The 14,073-nt window shown below is 66.7% G+C and carries 15 protein-coding genes, 1 tRNA gene and 1 pseudogene; 7 read left to right on the top strand and 10 right to left on the bottom strand.

Annotation, left to right across the window (positions count from 1 at the left end):
- Nucleotides 1–552: LysR substrate-binding domain-containing protein (locus JMF90_RS05215; RefSeq protein WP_236597947.1), on the top strand; the 552-nt coding region annotated here is incomplete at its 5' end.
- Nucleotides 553–783: 231 nt separating this feature from the next.
- Here JMF90_RS05215 and JMF90_RS05220 read toward each other — a convergent pair.
- The 3 genes from JMF90_RS05220 to JMF90_RS05230 form a co-directional block, all read right to left on the bottom strand.
- Nucleotides 784–1,788 carry a LysR family transcriptional regulator gene (locus JMF90_RS05220; RefSeq protein ID WP_011548297.1) on the bottom strand — a complete coding sequence of 335 codons (1,005 nt, stop codon included), beginning with the start codon at nucleotides 1,786–1,788 and terminating at the stop codon, nucleotides 784–786.
- Between the two features lie 106 nt (nucleotides 1,789–1,894).
- Nucleotides 1,895–2,314: an ATP--cob(I)alamin adenosyltransferase gene (locus tag JMF90_RS05225; protein WP_011548298.1), complete on the bottom strand. Its 420-nt coding sequence runs from the start codon at nucleotides 2,312–2,314 to the stop codon at nucleotides 1,895–1,897.
- Between the two features lie 120 nt (nucleotides 2,315–2,434).
- On the bottom strand, nucleotides 2,435–3,235 hold the full coding sequence (locus JMF90_RS05230) for a helix-turn-helix domain-containing protein (RefSeq protein WP_011548299.1): 801 nt from the start codon (nucleotides 3,233–3,235) through the stop codon (nucleotides 2,435–2,437).
- A gap of 166 nt (nucleotides 3,236–3,401) precedes the next feature.
- On the opposite strand from JMF90_RS05230, the gene JMF90_RS05235 reads away from it, so the two are divergent.
- Together JMF90_RS05235 and JMF90_RS05240 are read left to right on the top strand one after the other, a co-directional pair.
- Nucleotides 3,402–4,028, top strand: coding sequence for a LysE family translocator (locus JMF90_RS05235; protein ID WP_006490488.1), 627 nt, complete (start codon nucleotides 3,402–3,404; stop codon nucleotides 4,026–4,028).
- A 13-nt stretch (nucleotides 4,029–4,041) separates the two neighbouring features.
- Entirely contained in the window at nucleotides 4,042–4,794 is a 753-nt protein-coding gene (locus JMF90_RS05240) for a bifunctional 2-polyprenyl-6-hydroxyphenol methylase/3-demethylubiquinol 3-O-methyltransferase UbiG (protein WP_011548300.1), read from the top strand.
- Nucleotides 4,795–4,819: 25 nt separating this feature from the next.
- Here the strand turns inward: JMF90_RS05240 and JMF90_RS05245 are convergent, their stop codons facing one another.
- From JMF90_RS05245 to JMF90_RS05260, 4 genes are all read right to left on the bottom strand, one after another.
- A complete protein-coding gene (locus JMF90_RS05245; RefSeq protein WP_041489492.1) occupies nucleotides 4,820–5,509 on the bottom strand; it encodes a DUF2848 domain-containing protein in 690 nt (229 codons plus the stop codon).
- A gap of 64 nt (nucleotides 5,510–5,573) precedes the next feature.
- Entirely contained in the window at nucleotides 5,574–5,960 is a 387-nt protein-coding gene (locus JMF90_RS05250) for a hypothetical protein (RefSeq protein ID WP_012338573.1), read from the bottom strand.
- A gap of 50 nt (nucleotides 5,961–6,010) precedes the next feature.
- A complete protein-coding gene (locus JMF90_RS05255) occupies nucleotides 6,011–7,489 on the bottom strand; it encodes a 4-hydroxyphenylacetate 3-hydroxylase family protein (protein ID WP_011548303.1) in 1,479 nt (492 codons plus the stop codon).
- 35 nt (nucleotides 7,490–7,524) lie between these two features.
- Complete coding sequence (locus JMF90_RS05260) at nucleotides 7,525–8,052, bottom strand: flavin reductase family protein (RefSeq protein WP_050768810.1); 528 nt, start codon at nucleotides 8,050–8,052, stop codon at nucleotides 7,525–7,527.
- 275 nt (nucleotides 8,053–8,327) lie between these two features.
- Here JMF90_RS05260 and JMF90_RS05265 point away from each other — a divergent pair, with 275 nt between their 5' ends.
- Nucleotides 8,328–9,539 carry an IscS subfamily cysteine desulfurase gene (locus JMF90_RS05265; protein ID WP_041489420.1) on the top strand — a complete coding sequence of 404 codons (1,212 nt, stop codon included), beginning with the start codon at nucleotides 8,328–8,330 and terminating at the stop codon, nucleotides 9,537–9,539.
- A gap of 19 nt (nucleotides 9,540–9,558) precedes the next feature.
- Here the strand turns inward: JMF90_RS05265 and JMF90_RS05270 are convergent, their stop codons facing one another.
- The gene (locus JMF90_RS05270; protein WP_011548306.1) at nucleotides 9,559–10,101 is read right to left on the bottom strand and encodes a MarR family winged helix-turn-helix transcriptional regulator; all 543 of its coding nucleotides are present in this window, start codon (nucleotides 10,099–10,101) and stop codon (nucleotides 9,559–9,561) included.
- 139 nt (nucleotides 10,102–10,240) lie between these two features.
- Here JMF90_RS05270 and JMF90_RS05275 point away from each other — a divergent pair, with 139 nt between their 5' ends.
- Complete coding sequence (locus tag JMF90_RS05275; protein ID WP_011548307.1) at nucleotides 10,241–10,837, top strand: nuclear transport factor 2 family protein; 597 nt, start codon at nucleotides 10,241–10,243, stop codon at nucleotides 10,835–10,837.
- Between the two features lie 12 nt (nucleotides 10,838–10,849).
- Here JMF90_RS05275 and JMF90_RS05280 read toward each other — a convergent pair whose 3' ends face one another.
- Together JMF90_RS05280 and rtcR are read right to left on the bottom strand one after the other, a co-directional pair.
- Nucleotides 10,850–11,389 carry an SUKH-3 domain-containing protein gene (locus tag JMF90_RS05280; RefSeq protein ID WP_011548308.1) on the bottom strand — a complete coding sequence of 180 codons (540 nt, stop codon included), beginning with the start codon at nucleotides 11,387–11,389 and terminating at the stop codon, nucleotides 10,850–10,852.
- Between the two features lie 83 nt (nucleotides 11,390–11,472).
- Complete coding sequence (gene rtcR, locus JMF90_RS05285) at nucleotides 11,473–13,089, bottom strand: RNA repair transcriptional activator RtcR (RefSeq protein WP_011694660.1); 1,617 nt, start codon at nucleotides 13,087–13,089, stop codon at nucleotides 11,473–11,475.
- Between the two features lie 338 nt (nucleotides 13,090–13,427).
- Here rtcR and JMF90_RS05290 point away from each other — a divergent pair.
- Both JMF90_RS05290 and JMF90_RS05295 read left to right on the top strand, forming a co-directional pair.
- Nucleotides 13,428–13,500, top strand: a tRNA-Phe gene (locus JMF90_RS05290).
- A gap of 256 nt (nucleotides 13,501–13,756) precedes the next feature.
- Nucleotides 13,757–14,073, top strand: a pseudogene (locus JMF90_RS05295) (slipin family protein); the annotation flags it as partial.

Consider the following 14,073-nt stretch of genomic DNA (forward strand, 5'->3'; position numbering starts at 1 on the left):
GTGTCGGTGCAGTTGCAGCTGTCGGTGATGCCGCCGCCGCTCACCGACGACGCGTTCGACGTGTGCATTCGCTTCGGCGAGCCGCCCGACACGCGCGTCGTCGCGCGGCGGCTGGCGCCGAACCGCCGGCTGCTGTGCGCGGCGCCCGCGTATCTCGCGCGGCACGGGGTGCCCGGCACGCCGCACGACCTGACGCGGCACAACTGCATCGGCATCCGGCAAGGCGACGAAGGTTACGGCGTGTGGCGCCTGACGAGCGGGCGCGGCGCGGCCCGCCACACGGAAGCCGTGCGGATCAACGGCAACCTGACGACGAACGACGGCGAGATCGCGGTGAAGTGGGCGCTCGACGGGCACGGCATCCTGATGCGTGCGGAATGGGATCTGCGCGACTATCTCGCCGACGGCAGGCTGGTGGTCGTGCTGCCCGATCATGAAACGCCGAGCGCCGACATCTACGCGGTGTATGCGCAGCGTCACCAGATGTCCACGCGGATTCGCGCGTTCGTCGACTTCCTGGCGGAAGAATTGGGGCGGCTCAGGGCGGTGTAGCGCGCCCGTTCCATACGCCGTGTGTGTCGGGTGTCGATGCGTGATGCACGCGCACACCCCGACTCGCCCTATACGGCTGCACGGCTGGCCGTTCGGCCCCCGATGAAAATATTCCGGCGAATTTCGTGCTGAATCGCCAAAATATTTACATCGTTCGATACAGATCGAATGGATGGCCGGCGCGTTCCGCCTCGCGAACGCTGCTCGAGGTCTTCCGTCAGTCTGCTGCCGTCACGCCACCGCTACCAGTCCGCTGTAGCGATCGCCGGTAGCGGCTGCACCCGGCAGCGCCGGCCGCCACCCCACCGCCCCCGCCGCCGCCAGCCCTTCCTGCTCGTATCCGGCCTGCACGAAACGCTCCGCGATCCAGTCGACGAACGCGCGCACGCCGGGCGACACGTGCGGCCGCTTCACGTAGACGGCCGACACGGCCAGCGCATCGGGTTGCCAGCCCGCCAACACTTCCCGCAGCCGTCCCGCATCGATCAGCGGCTGCGCGGCAACGCGCGTCGGCTGGATCAACCCGAGGCCGTGCACGCCGCAGGCGAGATACGCCTGCTCGTCGTCCACGCTGACGATGCCGTCGAGCCGCACCTTGCGTACCGCGTCGTCCACCACGAACTCGAGCTCCGCCGAACGCTGGCCGAACACGTGCGACCCGCCTACCGCGCGATGCGCGCCCAGATCGTCGGGCGTGCGCGGCACGCCGAAGCGGTCGAGATACGCGGGGCTCGCGCACGTCACGCGTTCGAGCGAGCCGAGCCGACGCGCGACGAGCGACGAATCGGGCAGCGCACCGAGCCGGATGCTGCAGTCGATCGCGTCGCCGATGCGGTCGCCCGCGCGCCCCGCCACGGCAAGCGTCAGCTCGAGATCGGGATGCCGCGCATGAAATTCGCCGAGCGCCGGCAACACGATCGTGCTCGCCACCGACGCCGGCAGCTCGACGCGCAGCGGCCCGCTCGGATGCAGCGCGGCGCCGCGGATGCTGGCTTCGAGCTCGTCGACGTCCGCCGTGATGCTGACGCAGCGCCGGTAATACGCGTCGCCTTCGGGCGTCGGCCGCAACGCGCGCGTCGTGCGCACCAGCAGCGGCATGCCGAGCGCCGCTTCGAGCTCCTGCACGGTGCGCGTGGCGGTGGCGCGCGAAATGCCGAGCGCCTGCGCCGCGCGCGTGAAGCTGTTCATTTCGACGATGCGCGTGAAGATGCGCATCGCGCGGATCGGATTGTCCACCGGACACCTCTGCGTGGTTGCGATAGGCCGCGGCGCGCGTGCGCACACCGTGCGACGTGACGAGGTCGAGGTCGACGCAAGTCGCGCGAGCGGCGCGGCCGTCGGGTCAGGCGTTCGCGGCCGCGATGCCGGGCGCCGGTTCGGCGAGCAGCCGTTGCGCGAGCGCCAGCGCGTCGTCGCGGCTCGCCGCCGCGTTCAGCGGATAGCCCCAGACTTTCTCGAAGGCGCCCGAAAAGGCATTGAGCGCCACGCGCCGCGCCGCATTGGGCTCGATCGCGATCATCCCGGGAATCCATTCGCGCGACAGCGCGCGGTTGGCCTTGCTCCACTTCGCGAGCTGCTTGCGCATCTCGTGATCGTTGTCGGCGCGGTCGTCGCCGGACGGCGCATCGTCGGTCAGAAGAACGAAGCGCTCGCGGCGCGCGAGCAACGCGTCGAGTTCGGCAATCAGTCGGGCGGGATCGGTGTGGGTCGAGCCGCTGTAACGCAGCCAGACAAACGGAAATTCGGTCGTGGTGATTTGCATGTCGGCCTCCAGATGAGAACGATTCTCATTTTATGGATCGAGCCCTCATGCGTCATTTCTCATCCCGGCCAACTGCTTTTTCAATCCGGCCAAACGGGCGCGGGCGCGCAGTCCGGCGGTTCAGCGTTGCCGGTCGGTCAGGAATTGCGTCGGCGGCTTACCGGTCGCCTTGCGGAACATCGTGACGAAGCTGCTCGCGCTCTCGTAGCCGAGATCGATCGCGATCTGATGCACGCGGCGGCCGGTCGTCAGCATCCGCAGCGACAGCGCGACGTGCAGCCGCCGGCGCCAGTCGCCGAGGCTCATGCCGAGCTCCTTCGTCGCGAGGCGCGTCAGGCTGCGCTCGCTGATGCCCGCACGCCGCGCGAGTTCGGGCAGCGGCGACTTGTCGGCCGGGTCGTCGAGCAGATGGTCGATCAGCTTGCGCAGCCGGCGATCGGCCGGCATCGGCAAGTACAAGTCCTCGACCGGGGCCGCGACGAGCTCGTCGAGCAGCGTCGCCACCAGCCGCCCTTGCGGCCCGTCGACGTCGTACAGGTTCGGGAAGCTGGCCGCCTTCAGCAGCAGCTCGCGCAACAGCGGCGACATGGCGAGCGTGCAGCAGCGCGTGGGCAGGTCGAGCGCCGCGTCGGGTTCGACCAGTACCGCGTAGAAAGTGGCGCCGGCCGAGCCGCGCGCCGCATGCGGGACATCGCCGGGAATCCAGACCGTGCATTGCGGCGGCGCGGTCCACACGCCGCCGTCGATCTCGCAATAGATGACCCCGCTCAGCGTGTAGAGCAGCTGCGCCTGGCGATGGCTGTGCCGCTCCAGCCGCCACTCGGGCTCGACGACCGAGCCGCCGAACACGACGAGCGGACGCGGCACGTGATAGACGTCGGCGTCCGCGGCAGGATCGGTGATCGATGGAAGGTCGCGCATGGAACGACGGGCTGTGAAAAAAGGCCGGACGCCTGCGCGTCCTGTCGTGCTTATACCAGAAAGGCGCCGACGCAGCCGCGCCGTTCGAGGGCGCGTCTGCGGCCGCGCGCCGAACCGAATACAATGCGCCGATCCCCTGCCGCCGCGCCAACCTGCCGGAGCCGCCATGTTCGACCTGACCACGCTGACCACCTTTACGGCCGTCGTTCTGGGCCTGTTCCTGATCCCTGGCCCCGCCGTGCTGCTCGTGCTGAGCCGCACCGTGCAGGGTGGGCGCAAGACCGGCATCCTGACCGGCCTCGGCGTCGCGAGCGGCGACTTCGTGCATACGCTGTTCGCGGCCGTCGGGCTGTCGGCGCTGCTGATGACGTCGGCACTCGCGTTCAACGTCGTGAAGCTGGTCGGCGCCGCGTACCTGATCTATCTCGGCGTGCGGGCGCTGCTCGAGAAACCGTCCGATCCGTCGCTGCCGCAGGTGTCGCCCGTCACGCCGCTCAAGGCGTACCTGCAGGCGATTCCCGCCGAAGTGCTGAATCCGAAGACCGCGCTGTTCTTTCTCGCGTTCATGCCGCAGTTCGTGCATCCGGAACGCGGCTCGACGTTCGTGCAGTTCGCGGTGCTCGGGCTGATCTTCGTCGTGCTCAGCTCGCTCTACACGACGCTGATCGCATGCTCGATCCGCCCGCTCGGCCGCATCGTGAAGCGGCTCACGTGGCTCACGCGCTGGCAGGGCAAGATCATCGGCTCGATCTTCATCGCGCTCGGGCTGCGGGTAGCCGTGCAGCAGCGCTGACGCAAGCGGCCGCATGACGCGCGCCGACGCGGACCTGCTCTACACCGACCCGCGCCTCGTCGCGGTGTACGACCTGTTCAACGCGGGCGATCGGGACTTCGCGTTCTACGCCGCCGCGATCGGCGCCGCCCGGCGACGCATCCTCGATCTCGGTTGCGGCACCGGCACGTTCGCGCGGCGGCTCGCGGCGGCCGGGCATGACGTCGTCGCGATCGATCCCGCGCCGGCGATGATCGATTACGCGCGACGCCAGCCGGGTGCCGACGCCGTACGCTGGTTCGCGTGCGCGCTCGACGGCCTGCCGCCCGGTGCGCCGTTCGATGCTGTGGTGATGACCGGGCACGCGTTCCAGTGCCTGCTGACCGACGACGACATCGACGCGACACTGCGCGGCGTGCGACGCGTGCTCGACGACGGCGGCTGCTTCCTGTTCGATACCCGCAACCCGCGCACCGAACCGTGGCGAGCATGGACACCCGCGCAATCGGCACGCAGCGTCGAGTCGCACGAACTCGGCATCGTCGATCTCCATCACGCGGCGCGGGCGATCGACGGCGCGATCGTGACGTTCGACACGCACTACCGCTTCCGCCGCGACGATACGCTGCTGGCGAATACGAGCCGGCTGCGTTTCATCGCGCACGCCGAATTGCAGGCGCGCGTGACGGCAGCCGGTTTCGTGTCGGCCGACTGGTACGGCGACTGGGAGCACGCGCCATTCGACGAGGCGACGAGCGCGGAGATCATTGCGATCTGTCGCGCTTGAGCGCGCATTCGCGGTTCGGTTCGCGTCAGCCCGCGACGGGCAACGTGTCCACCGCATACACATGCCGGATCGTGCGGCCCAGCACCGGATCTTCCAGCTCGACCTCGAACCGCTCGGCCGGCCGGATGCCGCCGATCGCCGCGAGCGTGCCGCACAGCATCGCGGTGCCGTCCTCGAAGCGGCCGCCGTCGCGCGCGAACTGCGCGAGCAAATCGTCCGGCGTGCGCATCGCGGTCACGCTACCTTCCTGATACAGCACGCGCTCGCCGTCGATCGTCGCGTATGCACGCAACACCAGCCGATCCCAGTGACCGGTCACGTCGTCGAGCCTCCACAGCGTGTTCGCGCACGGCTTGCCGCACATCTGCTTCGAGACCGTGATGCCGTATGTCTCGACCTCGCGGTCGGTGTGGTCGGACGCGATGCCGACGAACGTGTCGCCACCGTCTCGCACCAGCACGAATTCCGCTTCGCCGCTGCTCTGCCCGCCCGAGACCTGGATCGCCGGCGACGGATCGAGGCGATCGGCCGCGACGCGGTAGAACACCGGCGTCGCCGCCGGGCGCTTGACGCCGAGCGCTTCCAGCTCGCGGATATGCCTTTCCATGGCGACCGTATCGCGGCCGGTCCAGCCCGCGATCACGAGCGTGTGGATCGCGATCGCGCGCTCGGTGCGCCCGTCGCGACCGTCGATCGCGAACGTGATGGTTTTCATCGAATGCTCCTCGTCGCGGGCCGCGCGATACAGCGGCCCGCCGTCTGTCATGGATCGGCCGAACTCAGGCCGGATCGTAATAGTGGATTTCCAGCAGCACACAGCCACCGTTCGACTTGAACGGGCCATGCCACGCGCCGGGCGGACGCACCGCGTACGTGTAGCCCTTGAACGGCGTGCCGCCGTCGCCGTGCTCGTCGTTGCCGACGGTCAGGTCGCCTTCGACCAGAAACACCTCTTCCCAGTAGTCGTGCACGAACGGTTGCTTCGTGTGCAGCCCGGCCGGCAGGCGCAGCAGGCGCGTGCGGCTGCCGCGCTTGCGCTCGGTGTCGAGCGCGCCGGACAAGATCAGCTCCTGCGCGCCGGACGCCGGGTCATAGCCTTCCGGCAGCCGCCAGTCGCGCTGCATGTCCAGCGTGTGGAATTCGTCGTGAAGCTTGTTGATGGCCATCTGTCTCTCCTGATTGCGATAGCGGGTAAAAGGGGTTGCGATGCGGCTAGTCAAGCGGCACGCGGCGTCGACAGTTCCTGGTTCAGCGAATAGCTGCCGAGCATCGAATCGACCAGATGCGACGCACGCTGCCAGTCGTACGTGCGATACGCATGGCCCTTCGTGACGAACGACGCGCCGGCATAGAACAGTTCGTACTGGTTGTGGCGCGACGCGAATTCGGAGCCGACCGCGTCCCACGCGAGCTTGAAGAACTTCACGCGTTCCTCCGACGAGCACACCGGCGATTTCTGCGTCTTCTCGATGATGCGCAGCAGGTCGGGGTTCTCGAAATCGCGCACGCTGGACGGCAACATGATCATTCCGCCGCCGGCGAGCTCGCGCAGTGTGTTGAGCACCTTCGAATACAGTTGCTGCGTGACGACCTGCGAGCCGTACAGCATGTTGCGGTCGGGCACGTAGAAGCCGTTGACGACCGTGCCCTTCGCTTCCATCCCGTAGACCCACGCCTCGACCATCGACGCTTCGGCCGCGAGCTGGCCCAGCGTTTCGCGCACCTGCGGGAACGTGTTCGTTCCGTTGACCTCGGAGATCTTCAGGCCGAGCCCGACGAGAAAGCGCAGCTTCGTCATCAGGCGCACCTGGCATTGATAGTTCTGGTACACGTGTGCGGGTGTCGCGTGGAACTGCTTCGCGCACATCGCCGTATTGCCGGCGACGAAGATCCGCTCCCACGGCACCTTCACGTCGTCGAAGTACAGCACCGCGTCGTTCTCGTCGAAGCGGCTCGACAGCGGGTTGTCGAACACCGACGTCGCGCTCTCCTCGTACGACTTGCGCGACATGATCTTCATGCCCTTCGCGTTCATCGGCACCGCGAACGACAGCGCATACATCTCGTCGCCTTCGCGCAGCGGCTGGATGCAGCTGCAGAACACCTCGTTCGCCATGATCCCGCTCGTCGCGAGCATCTTCGCACCGCGCACCGTGATGCCTTCGGCATCCTGATCGACGATGCCGACCGCGAGGTACTTGTCCTCCTGTTCGTGCGCGGCCTTCGACTGGTTCGCCTGCGGATTCACGATCACGTAGGTCAGGAACAGGTCGTTGTCGCGTGCATAACGGTAGTAGTCGCGCAGCGCGCCGGCGCGTGCCGGGTCGTATTGTTCGAACACGTCGGCGCCCATATACATGCCGGAGAGACACGACGCGACGTGGTCGGGCGAGCGGCCCATGAAGCCGTAATGCAGCTCCGACCACGCTTCCAGCGCGGCACGGCGCTCGACGAGTTCGTCATAGGACGTCGGCAGTTGCCAGATCCGGCTCACGCGGTTGCCCGAGTCGGGCGACACGAACGTCATCTTCTCGACGTTCTCGTCGCGCGCCTGGTAGTCGTACAGGCTCGCGTAGCTGCGGATCGAATTGCGGAATGCCGCGTGCGCGGTCACGTCGCCGACCGGCTGGCCGTTCAGGTAGACCTGCCGTCCGTCGCGCAGCGACGCGATGTGCTGAGTGCCGTTCTTGATCATGATGTGCTCCTGGGGGAATGAATCGTGGGTTGCATTCACATGGATGGCGCATGCGCGCCGTCGAGCGCGCGGTAACGACCGCCGAAGAAGATCAGCGGGCGTCCGTCCGAGCGCGCGCGGTGCCGCGTCACGCGGCCGACGAAAATCACGTGGTCGCCGCCGTCGTACTGCGCATACGGTTCGCATTCGAACGTCGCGAGTGCGTCAGGCAGCAGCACCATGCCGTCGTCGCCAGCCGCGCCGCCGCGCCAGCCCCACTTGTCGCCGTTCGCTTTCGCGAAAGAGTTCGACAGGTGCTGCTGCGTCTCGTCAAGCACGTTGACCGCGTAGCCATCCGCGCCGGCCAGGTCGCCGAGGCTCAGGCTGCGGCGGTCGACCGAGAACAGGATCAGCGGCGGGTCCAGCGACACCGAATTGAACGACGCGACCGTGATGCCGATCGGCATCCCCTCCTTGCGCGGGGCGGTAATCACCGCGACGCCCGTCGCGAACATCGACAGCGCGGCGCGGAAACGCCGCTGCTCGTCGGCATCCGCGCCGGTTCCTGCGTGGTTCTCGCTCATCTCGTTCTCCTTGGGTTGCATTTCCGGATTCCCCTGAGGAATCCGCATCAACAAAGCACCGTTAATTAGCTTTTTTATTTAGCTTTTATTAAATGTAAACACAAAAGCCGGTTCAAGATGTCGTAAACCCTGATCTTGAAAGCTTTGTTTGAAAGACAACCATACTGGCGGGATGGATGTTGCGCGGCTCGCGCGAATGTCCACGTACACTGCGCCAACCGTATTCACCGGCGCTCGCGACCCACGCGAAACGTCGCTTTCCGGAGTCCCTTTCGATGCAATCCCGTCCGATCTACATGGACTACAGCGCGACGACGCCCGTCGATCCGCGCGTGGTCGACAAGATGGTGCCGTTCCTGCACGAGCAGTTCGGCAACCCGGCTTCACGCAGCCACAGCTACGGCTGGGATGCCGAGCAGGCGGTCGAGGAAGCGCGCGCGCACGTCGCCGCGCTGCTCGGCGCCGATCCGCGCGAAATCGTATGGACGTCCGGCGCGACCGAAGGCAACAACCTCGCGATCAAGGGCGCGGCGCACTTCTATCAGGGCCAAGGCAAGCACCTCGTGACGGTGAAGACCGAACACAAGGCCGTGCTCGATACGTGTCGCGAACTCGAGCGCCAGGGCTTCGACGTCACGTACCTCGACGTGCGGGAGGACGGCCTGCTCGACCTCGATGGGTTACGGCAGGCGCTGCGCGCCGACACGATCCTCGTGTCGGTAATGCTCGCGAACAACGAAACGGGGGTGATCCAGCCGGTGGCCGAGATCGGGGCACTGTGCCGCGCACGCGGCATCGTGTTCCACTGCGATGCGGTGCAGGCGGCCGGCAAGATTCCGGTCGACGTGAATGCATTGAACGTCGACCTGCTGACGGTGACCGCGCACAAGGTGTACGGCCCGAAGGGAATCGGCGCGCTGTACGTGCGCCGCAAGCCGCGTGTGCGCATCGAAGCGCAGATGCACGGCGGCGGCCACGAGCGCGGAATGCGTTCCGGCACGCTGCCGACGCACCAGATCGTCGGGATGGGCGAAGCGTTCCGGCTGGCGAAGAAAGAAATGGCAGAGGAAAGCCGCCGCGTCGGCGCGTTGCGCGACCGGCTGCTGGCCGGCCTGTCGACGCTCGACGAGGTTTACGTGAACGGCGACCTCGCACGCCGGATTCCGCACAACCTGAACGTCAGCTTCAATTTCGTCGAAGGCGAATCGCTGATCATGGGAATCAAGGGCGTCGCGGTGTCGTCAGGCTCGGCGTGCACGTCGGCGTCGCTGGAGCCGTCTTACGTGCTGCGTGCGCTCGGTCGAAGCGACGAGCTCGCGCACAGCTCGATCCGCTTCACGCTCGGCCGCTTCACGACCGAAGCCGAGGTCGACAGCGTGATCGCGCAGGTGCGCGACACGGTCGGCAAGCTGCGCGAATTGAGCCCGCTGTGGGACATGCATCTCGAAGGGGTCGACCTGGATACGATCGAGTGGGCCGCGCACTGAGCGCGGCAGCCGGCGCGTGTCAGCCTTTTTCCTGGCGAGCGATCATGTGCGCGAGATCGAGCGTCGCGCGATCGCCGTTGGTGACGAGGCGGTCGATCACCGAGCAGAGCGCCTTGAATTCGGTTTTCGTCACGCCTTCGAACAGCACGTTGTTGATGCGCTGCTGCGTATCGACGAGCGCTTTCAGCAGCTTCGAGCCGGCCGGCGTGACCGTGAGCCGCATCTTGCGCTTGTCGTCGGGGTCCGGGCGTTTGTCGATCAGGCCGAGCTTCTTCAGCTTGCCGGTCTCGATCGTGACGAACGCGCCGCTCAGGTGCAGATGATCGGCGAGGCGGTTGACGGTCACGACGTCGTCATGCGACAGATGGGCGACCGACACGAGCAGCGAATACTGGATGCCGGTGAGGCCGATCAACGAGCCGAAACCGTCGCGCACCGACAGCAGGCGCGCCGCGAACGGCAGCAGCCCGTTGATCAGGTGGCGAAATTCCGTGTCCGTGCCGTCGATCAGGCAGGCCGGGTTGGTAATGGTCAGAACGGACTCCTCTTGCTGCTTGGCCATGACGTCGACGCTCCGTGCGGTCATGCGAATTTAGCTTTGGAACGAAATTATACGGCAAAGGCACCGGCGGCCTCGGCCAGCCTAGCGGCCTGCAGGCGGCCCGATTTCCCGATACTTTCCCGACACAGGAGGCTCGAACATGCCCTTCCCGCTTCATCCCGCCACGGTTCGCGCGCTGCTCGAATGCTATCTGCGCGCGAAGGACCTGAACCAGGCCGCGCTGATCGCGGACTGCTTCGCGGCCAATGCCGAACTGAGCTTTTCCCTCGCCAACGACGACATCGATTTTCCGCCGCGCGTGACGGGCGCGGCGGCCATTGCGCATACGCTGGTCGAGGCATTCGGCGAGCGGTTCGAGCAGTGCCGAACCTATTACGTCTGCACGACCCCGCCCGTCGATGAGCACGGCGTCAGCAGCATGCCGTGGCTCGTCGTGATGCGGCAAAAGGACAGCGGCGCGCTGCGGATCGGACACGGCACGTACCGCTGGCAGTTCGCCATCGATGGTGAAAACGACGACGTTGCGCGGGTTGCCGCGCTGCACATTCATATCGCACGGATGGATACGATCGACGATCCGCAGTCGTTGAAACTCGATCGGCTGCACGCGGCGTTCGGGTATCCGTGGCTGCCGGTGCACGCGTTCGCGCGCGGGCTGGCGGACATCGCGGCGGCGCATTCGGATTGGGCATTCCTGGCCCCGTTCCAGGAGGCGGCCGCGTCGGCCATCGGCTGAAGCTCCGCCGCATCACGGCGCCGCGCGCGATCCGTCATTGCCGGCCCGCAACTGCGCGGCCGTCATGACGCGCGGGTCGTCGCCCGTCAGATGCGCGCCGTAATAGGCGATCGACGCCTGCTTGTCGAGCAATAGCGGAATCGAGACCCGCCCGAGCAGCGTGCGTTCGATCGCGTCGCCGAACGTGAATCCCGCCAGATAGACGCCGTCCATCACGCAATTCGTCGTGAACACGCGGCCCTGCGTATCGACATAAAACTCGACGTAGCCGAGATCGTCCTCGGCGATTCCGATCATCGTCGTGTCGAGCGCCCGCTCCCACGCGGCAATCTGTTCATCCTGACGCTCCAGTGCGCGAAACGCGATTCCCATCGGCGCGCAGGTTTCCCCGCTGCGCCGGGCCGGCTCCGCACCCACGATCAACGTGCCGAATTCACGCAGGATCGCATCACCCGGATGTTCGCCGTCGCGGGCCGACAGGCGGCCGTCGGCAGGGCCGCACCACCCGGCCGCGACAAACAACGGCCTGACCGTCAACGGAATCTCGATCACTAGAATGCTCCTGAAGTTACCGCATACGATACGACACGCGCGAACGCTCTCCGCAGCGCGGACATCATGCGCCGCGCTCGCCCTCACACACCGTCGAGCGCGCGCCGCACACCGTCCCAATCGAGCCCGAACCGCGCGAGATACTTGCGCAGCCGGTCCGCGTCGTTCGGCTGCTTCTTGCTCTGCCGCGACACCGCGAACAGCGTGCGCCCGGCTTCCGACAGGCTCGCCGACGTGCGGCACACGTCGAGCACGCGTTCGAGCTGCGCACGATCGAACAGGTCGAGTTCCGCCGCACGCGCACCGAACACCGCGTCGACGCACGCGTCCGCCATACTCGCGCCACCCGGCGACGACCACGTGCGCGTCAGCCGCTCGACTTCCTGTTCGGCGAGCGCCTCGGTAATGCGCCCCGCATCGGCCAGCGTCGCCATCCGTGTGACCGACGCCGACAGCTCGCGGAAGTTGCCGGCCCACGTCGCGCGCGGCGAGGCCGCGAACGCGAGATAGCGCCGCTTCGCCTCGACGTTGAACCGCACCTGCTCGCCCTGCTCGCGACCGAAACGGTCGAGCTCGAATTCGAGGTTCGGCTCGATGTCCTCACGGCGCTCGGCCAGTCCCGGCAATTCATAGGTCCAGAGGTTGATCCGCGCATAGAGGTCCTCGCGGAACGTGCCGGCCGCCACCATCTGCCGCAGATCGCGGTGCGTGCCCGCGATCAGTTCGAAATCGCTGGTCGCCTCGACGTCCGCGCCGACCGGCAGGAAGCGCTTCTCCTCGATCGCCTTCAGCAGCATCGCCTGTTCGTCGAGCCCGAGTTCGCCGATCTCGTCGAGAAACAGCAGCCCGCCGTCCGCCGCGCGCAGCAGCCCCGCCCGCGCCGACTGCGCCCCTGTGAACGCACCCTTCACGTGACCGAACAGCGTCGACATCGCCGCGTCGCCGCGCAGCGTCGCGCAGTTGATCTCGATGAACGGCCCCGCGAGCCGATGCCGGCCACGCTTCAGCTCGTACACGCGCTTCGCGAGAAACGACTTGCCGGCCCCCGTCGGCCCGACCAGCAGCATCGGCGCGCGCGAACGCACCGCCACGCGCTCGAGTTGCTCGATCAGCGCATTGAAGCGCGCGTTGCGCGTCGCGATGCCGGCCTTCAGGAACGACACCGTTTCGTCGCGCTCGCGCGTGAAGCGCTGCGCGATCCGGTTGTAGCGCGACAGGTCGAGATCGATCACCGAGATCGTGCCCGGCCCGCTCGGCCCTTCGTCGGTCCGCTGCGGCGGCCCGGTCTGCACGAGGCGCGCGGGCAGATAGCGCGCTTCCGCGAGCAGGAACCAGCAGATCTGCGCGACGTGCGTGCCGGTCGTGATGTGGATCAGGTAATCCTCGTGTTCGAGGTCGAACGGGTACGCGCGTGCGTAATCGTGCAGCGTCGCATAAACCTCCTCGAAATCCCACGGATCGTGGATCGTGACCGGCGTGAGCCGCACGTCGGTTCGCGGCGACACGCGCGCGAGATCGTCCCGCACCTGGTTGGCGAGACGCGTGTAGTCCAGCGAATGCAGCAGTTCGAGCCGGTCGATCGGCAGGTCGGGCTGCTCGCACAGCGAAATCGTCGGCCGCCATTTGCGGTAACGGCGCGGCGCGCGGCCGCCTTGGTCGAGCACGGTGCCGAGAAAACCGATCGCAACGGTTTTGCGCATGTTTATCTCATGGGATAAGAAGCGATCCAATTGTATCGAATATGCAGGATCGTGACGTGCCGACAGCGTCGATGCCAGACACTGCAAAACAGATAATTCCCTTTTAACTTCAATGTGTTGAGAGATTTCCAGAAGCGCCAGCCGCTCACTGGCACGCTCCTCGCTAAATAAAAGACGCCGGATGTCCCGCTGGCCCACGAGCCAGGGTTCAACAAGCCCTGCTGGTGCGCCGCCGCCGAACCTCGTTCGTCGCGGTAGCGCATGCCGCCATGGACAGACGAAGGCAAAGGGGCGCGCGCCAGGATGCCTCGCCTGGGTTCGAATCCCGGGGCGCCCATTGTTCGAAAGCTCAGCCAGGTGGAGCAGCCGGCGAAAGCCGGCCGGTGGCGGGTTCAAATCCCGCTCGAACGCTGTCCGCAAGGACGGTCTCGTATGAAGGCAGTACCCGCCGGTGCGGGCCGACAGGCCCGCCGCGCGTCGGACCGGTTGCGGTTCCGCGCGATCGGCCGGGCGGCCGCACGGCCCGCGCGAAGGCGCACGACGACGCAATGCAGCAGGCGTCGCCATGCACTTCGACGCCGGCCAGCGCGCCGCCCGCCCGATTGCGTCGCCCCGCGATCCGCACGATGCGCGTTACCCGGCGGCCATTGAAGAAAAGGACAAAAATATGTGGAAGCGTCATGTGGTGAAAAAGAACGAACGCGCGCTGCTGATGAGCGAGGGCGATTTCGTGAAGGTGCTGGAACCAGGCGTGTTCAAGGCCTTCGATCCGTTCAAGCGCCTGTCGGTGCAGACCGCGCGTCTCGACGCGCCGCTCGCCGACGAAGCGCTGGCCGACTACCTGCGTCACGACGCACCGGACGTGCTCGCGCGGTATTTCGTCGCGATGGATCTCGCCGACGACGAAGCCGGCCTGCGCTACGAAGACGACGTGCTCGTCGAGATTCTGGCGCCGGGCACGCGCCGGCTGTACTGGCGCGGCCT

Source organism: Burkholderia sp. E168m23 (genome assembly GCF_016586125.1).
Classification (GTDB): Bacteria; Pseudomonadota; Gammaproteobacteria; order Burkholderiales; family Burkholderiaceae; genus Burkholderia; species Burkholderia orbicola.

Excerpts from the sequence above, each read along its gene's own strand:
- JMF90_RS05225 (WP_011548298.1), bottom strand. The coding sequence starts at position 2,314 with ATGCAAATCACCACGACCGAATTTCCGTTTGTCTGGCTGCGTTACAGC.
- JMF90_RS05230 (WP_011548299.1), bottom strand. The coding sequence starts at position 3,235 with ATGCGCGACCTTCCATCGATCACCGATCCTGCCGCGGACGCCGACGTC.
- JMF90_RS05235 (WP_006490488.1), top strand. The coding sequence starts at position 3,402 with ATGTTCGACCTGACCACGCTGACCACCTTTACGGCCGTCGTTCTGGGC.
- JMF90_RS05240 (WP_011548300.1), top strand. The coding sequence starts at position 4,042 with ATGACGCGCGCCGACGCGGACCTGCTCTACACCGACCCGCGCCTCGTC.
- JMF90_RS05245 (WP_041489492.1), bottom strand. The coding sequence starts at position 5,509 with ATGAAAACCATCACGTTCGCGATCGACGGTCGCGACGGGCGCACCGAG.
- JMF90_RS05250 (WP_012338573.1), bottom strand. The coding sequence starts at position 5,960 with ATGGCCATCAACAAGCTTCACGACGAATTCCACACGCTGGACATGCAG.
- JMF90_RS05255 (WP_011548303.1), bottom strand. The coding sequence starts at position 7,489 with ATGATCAAGAACGGCACTCAGCACATCGCGTCGCTGCGCGACGGACGG.
- JMF90_RS05260 (WP_050768810.1), bottom strand. The coding sequence starts at position 8,052 with ATGAGCGAGAACCACGCAGGAACCGGCGCGGATGCCGACGAGCAGCGG.
- JMF90_RS05265 (WP_041489420.1), top strand. The coding sequence starts at position 8,328 with ATGCAATCCCGTCCGATCTACATGGACTACAGCGCGACGACGCCCGTC.
- JMF90_RS05270 (WP_011548306.1), bottom strand. The coding sequence starts at position 10,101 with ATGGCCAAGCAGCAAGAGGAGTCCGTTCTGACCATTACCAACCCGGCC.
- JMF90_RS05275 (WP_011548307.1), top strand. The coding sequence starts at position 10,241 with ATGCCCTTCCCGCTTCATCCCGCCACGGTTCGCGCGCTGCTCGAATGC.
- rtcR (WP_011694660.1), bottom strand. The coding sequence starts at position 13,089 with ATGCGCAAAACCGTTGCGATCGGTTTTCTCGGCACCGTGCTCGACCAA.